The 4,548-nt window shown below is 38.9% G+C and carries 4 protein-coding genes; all 4 read left to right on the top strand.

What is annotated here, in order from left to right; translation table 11 throughout:
- The first annotated feature begins 1,102 nt into the window (after positions 1-1,102).
- Entirely contained in the window at positions 1,103-1,297 is a 195-nt protein-coding gene (locus tag QM491_RS25315; protein WP_283330377.1) for a hypothetical protein, read from the top strand.
- Between the two features lie 7 nt (positions 1,298-1,304).
- On the top strand, positions 1,305-1,670 hold the full coding sequence (locus QM491_RS25310) for a hypothetical protein (protein ID WP_283330376.1): 366 nt from the start codon (positions 1,305-1,307) through the stop codon (positions 1,668-1,670).
- Between the two features lie 126 nt (positions 1,671-1,796).
- Positions 1,797-3,029: a hypothetical protein gene (locus QM491_RS25305; protein ID WP_283330375.1), complete on the top strand. Its 1,233-nt coding sequence runs from the start codon at positions 1,797-1,799 to the stop codon at positions 3,027-3,029.
- A 63-nt stretch (positions 3,030-3,092) separates the two neighbouring features.
- The coding region (locus QM491_RS25300; protein ID WP_283330374.1) for an Ig-like domain-containing protein at positions 3,093-4,548 on the top strand (1,456 nt) is incomplete at its 3' end.

Below are 4,548 nucleotides of genomic sequence, written 5' to 3'. Positions count from 1 at the left end.
ATAGTTATAGATCTTTGTTAAATCGCTTCGACACAACGATTTCAAGTTGGATGGGGTTTAACTTTATAGCATTCATTATCATGGCAATTAAGAAAATTAAAAAGTCAAGATGACTTCGAAATATTAATTTTTTAATGGGTTTAAAAAAAATATGTTTTTCGTCACCATTTGTTGTATTTGGTAATGTTTTCACTAGCTCGATGAAATATGTTGGATTGAAATTTGATAAAATTAATATAGTTGTTGTTTTACTTGTAATAATTAAGAAATAATATCTTATTGTTATAGAAATACTATGATTATGGTGAATAATATTATACAGTTTATTTAGCTTCTGTCAATCAGAATTAAAGTACTCTTCATGGAGTAACAGCCCAGTAAAGTAGTTAAATCGAATCTAAGTAGTTAAAAAATGAATCTGCTATGAATGGAACTTTTCAGCTTCCTTTATAAACAACTTCCTATAAGTCGCTTTATAGGCATAATTCCTTTTCTCCTAATACTAAAGTCTTGAAATGAATTAAATATAACATTTCCTAAGTCAATATTTATTAGTTTCTAATTTAGATTTACTCCAATATTGACTCCCATGGTATTTTCTTTGAAAATACTTATCTGAGTAGTCTTTACTATGATTTAGTCATAGTATTTACCTGTGGCTATATGAGATTGCTTTTACCTTTTAGCTTACATTTTTAAGTATGCTAGATTTTAAGTGCATAAAATGAGAAGCAGAAATCAAATTTAAATAAAATTGCTGATTTAGATTTTGCTTATTCTATCATTTGGACTTGTGATATTCCAATTTCATAACCTAAAATATTAGAAAAAGCTTCTATTATTTTAGGTTGTAGATCAAAAAACTTATAGCACTTTTTAGTAGTATGAGCATTTTCCTTACGGCTTATTGTTAGTATTGTTTGTGTCCACTTACTTAAATATGCTATCGTAGGCTGAATCAAAAGATTTCTTACTACTCAAGCTAAAAGAACCATTTTTAATTCTTGCTTTTAGGTTTAGACTTGTGAGTTTTTCAATATATGATAACCTAGGAATCATTTGAGATGATTATCAAGAAAGAGTCTTTCGTGTATAATCAAATATGAAAATAAGAGCGATACTTCTGGTAATTGATTTGTTTTTAACGAATAAGATTATAACACAATCCTCTGTGCTACTAGCAGGTGCTTGTAATGACTGTGTTGCTATTATTACAGCCTTTACCAATTGTTCTGTTGCCTCGGCAGGTACACTACTACTAAATAAAAAGCTTACGAAAAAATTGAACAATAATTAATTAAAAAATGGACAATTTCTCAAAAAAACAAACATCTACCAGCATGTATCTAAGTTTGGTAATAGGTATGTTATTCTTTTTAGTAGCTGGGCTACAGCCTGCACAGGCACAAACCCGAGCTCCTTCGCAAGAAAAAATACCAGCAGCATTAATAGCTAAAAACCAGTATACGGCAAGCAAAGTCCTTAACCCAAAAATAACCTTTCATGCTGCTACACCTTGGTTTATTGAGTTAACAATAGTAGATGGCAATGATAATCCTATGAAGGATGTAATAACAACTACAGATGGTACAGTTGCAGCCAATACCACGAAAAAAACATTCGATTTTAGCAATGTTGCCCCAGATACTTATTATGCTAAAGATGGCTAACCACAAAACACTACTTACTACTAAGACGACTTACTACTAAGACAGATGTTAAATAAAGAATAATTAAAATTTAAATATTAAAAATTAAACAGAATGAAAAATAACATAAAAAATATAGCAAAATTTATGCTATCAGTACTAGTAATATGTACCGCTATGATACAAGAGGTGCAGGCACAAACAGTACCTGCAACAAATACAGTTACAACAGGAACTGTTAAAGTCCCTACAGGATGGACAAGTTTTGCAGGATCTACTGATGTTTCAAGTACAACCGGCTGGGCAGGACTTATTGGTTATCCATGGTCTGGGACTGTTGTTGTGCCACCAAATGGTCACACCGTTTGGATAAGTGGTTCGAGTACCGAAAATTCGGGTACTACCATAACTGGGTTGACTATTGGCAACTCTTATAATTTTACTTTTTATGCAGCTGAACTTCGCACGAGTGCAGCCGCAGGCGGTGTAATTAATGACAATTATGATGGGACTCTTCGTTTGTCAAACTCTACTACAAATACCACATTAGGCACGTATCCATTTACAGGAGGGAGTTCAAACGCATGGAGAACATTTACTTATACGTTTACTGCTACAGAAACAGAACTGCCAATAGCTTTTCAATATTTAGTAAACCCTAATAGCAATGGTAACATGTGGAATGTTTCGTTTGGTTCCTCTGCTGTTGTATCGTTATCAACCTGCAACGCAGGTACCACGGTACCAACGCTTACTGCTACAACAAAAGCCAATGTATGCCCAGCTACCACAGTAGATTTAACAAGTATTACGGCTACCAACTTACCAGCAAGCACTACCCTTACTTGGCACACAGGTACACCAGCTACTACGGCAAATAAAATTACAGGTACTTCGGTAGCTGCAGGTACATACTACGCAGCGTTTTTTGATGCTACTAATAATTGTTATTCGGGTACTTCGGGTTCGGCTACTACGGCTGTTACGGCTACGGTTACAGCTTGTAGTACACCAGTTACAGTGGGTACGCCTGCGGTTATTACGGGTACTACTGGCACAAGTGTAACGGGTAATCCGCCAACGGGTGTTTCGGGTGGCACAAGCCCTTATACTTATTCAGATGGCACTGCCGATGCTCTTTGTACGGCCCCTACTTCACCAACGTTAGCTTTGCCATCTGGCAGAATCACTGGTTTGGTGGCCGCTACGGGTGCTCACAGCATCAATACAGTAGGTCTTGCAGCGGGTACTTACCAATACTGTATCAAAGTATGCGATGCTACGGGTACTAATTGTGTGGTATCAAAGCATACCATCGTCGTAACGGCGACGGCGACTTGTAATGCGGGCAGTGCAGCACCATCGTTGATTAAAAACTAAATGGTAGTTCATTTTTATAAAAATGGGTCAAGCAATTACATCATTTAAAAAATAGTATAAAGAATGAATGTCATATACGAATATATAAAACAAAAAGGCACGCTGGTTTGGCTGTTGGGCTTGTGGTTGGTGTTGGCTATGAGCATGGTAAGCCATGCCCAAGTCAGGCTATCGGCAGGCTGCAGTACTGGTACAGCTGACCTTTCGGGACTAACAGCCGGTAATCAGCCCGCCAATACCACCCTTACGTGGCACAGTGGCACACCTGCCACCACAGTCAACAAACTCAGTAGTATATCGGCACTTACGCCTGGCACTTACTATGCGGCGTTTTTTGATGCCACCAATAATTGCTATTCGAGTGGTACCTTAAACGTAACGGTTACAGCCGCATTGTGCCTCAACAATGTTTGCCCTGCTACGTCAGTCAATCTCAATACGGCAGTTTCGGTCAGCAATTTACCTGCCAATACGGTGCTTACGTGGCATACTTCCTTACCAGCCACTACGCTCAATAAAATAGCCGACCCAACGGTGGTCGAAATGTCTGGCACTTATTATGCGGCATTTTTTGATGCCACCAATAATTGTTACAGTGGTGGCGGAGATGCCGCCACCGAGGTATTGGTAGAGATTTTGCCCTGTACGCCAGTGGTATTGACCAATACGTGCCCCAGCACTACGGTTAATTTAAACACGGCAGTTTCGGCAACAAATACCCCCGTTGGTACTACGCTTACATGGCACAGTGGCACACCAGCCACCACCGCCAACAAAGTAGCGAACCCAACTGCCATTGGCACGGCAGGCACTTATTATGCGGCTTTTTATGATGCAGCAGGTGACTGTTATAGTCCAACAGCATCTCTAAATATTGTTATTAATGAATGTGTAGAGGCTAAGTATGATGTGGCAACTACGCTTCTAAATACGGCAGTGAGTATTCCTGTATTAGCAAATGACATCAACAGTGGCGCTGCTGCTGCGTTGACAAATGTAGGGTTACCAACGGTAAGTACTAATCCTGCGCATGGATCAACAAGTGTGAATGCTGATGGAAGTATTACTTATACACCTACTTCTGGTTATGTGGGAACAGATTCTTTTATTTATACCTTATGTGCTAAAAATCAGACAAGTGTCTGCGATACAGCTTTAGTGATGGTATCAATAGGTTGTCCTGTGTTATCAAGTCCCACAGGGGCAGTAGCGAGTGTTTCTAATATTTGTATAGGAGGTAGTTCAACGCTATCAGCTGCTTGTAGCAGTGGGGTTTTAACATGGTACACCGATTCAGGCTTGACAGGAACCGCATTAGCTAGCTCAACAGTTAGCCCAACGATAACGACGACGTATTATGGTGCTTGTGTGAGTGGTACTTGTAAAAGTCCAGCGAGTAGTGTTACAGTAACAGTAACAGCGACGCCATTGGCACCAACAAGTGCATCAGCCAGTCCAAGTGCGATTTGTTCAGGTTCAAGTAGTGTACTAAGTGGGACTTGTGCTACTGGTACTTTAT

This window comes from Flectobacillus longus (genome assembly GCF_030056705.1).
GTDB classification, from domain to species: Bacteria; Bacteroidota; Bacteroidia; order Cytophagales; family Spirosomataceae; genus Flectobacillus; species Flectobacillus longus.
Note: the sequence above shows the minus strand (reverse complement) of the source record. Positions and strands in the feature narration are given on the sequence as shown.

What these genes read in the sequence shown, in the direction of transcription:
- QM491_RS25315 (WP_283330377.1), top strand. Translation starts at nt 1,103, where the DNA reads ATGAAAATAAGAGCGATACTTCTGGTAATTGATTTGTTTTTAACGAAT.
- QM491_RS25310 (WP_283330376.1), top strand. Translation starts at nt 1,305, where the DNA reads ATGGACAATTTCTCAAAAAAACAAACATCTACCAGCATGTATCTAAGT.
- QM491_RS25305 (WP_283330375.1), top strand. Translation starts at nt 1,797, where the DNA reads ATGCTATCAGTACTAGTAATATGTACCGCTATGATACAAGAGGTGCAG.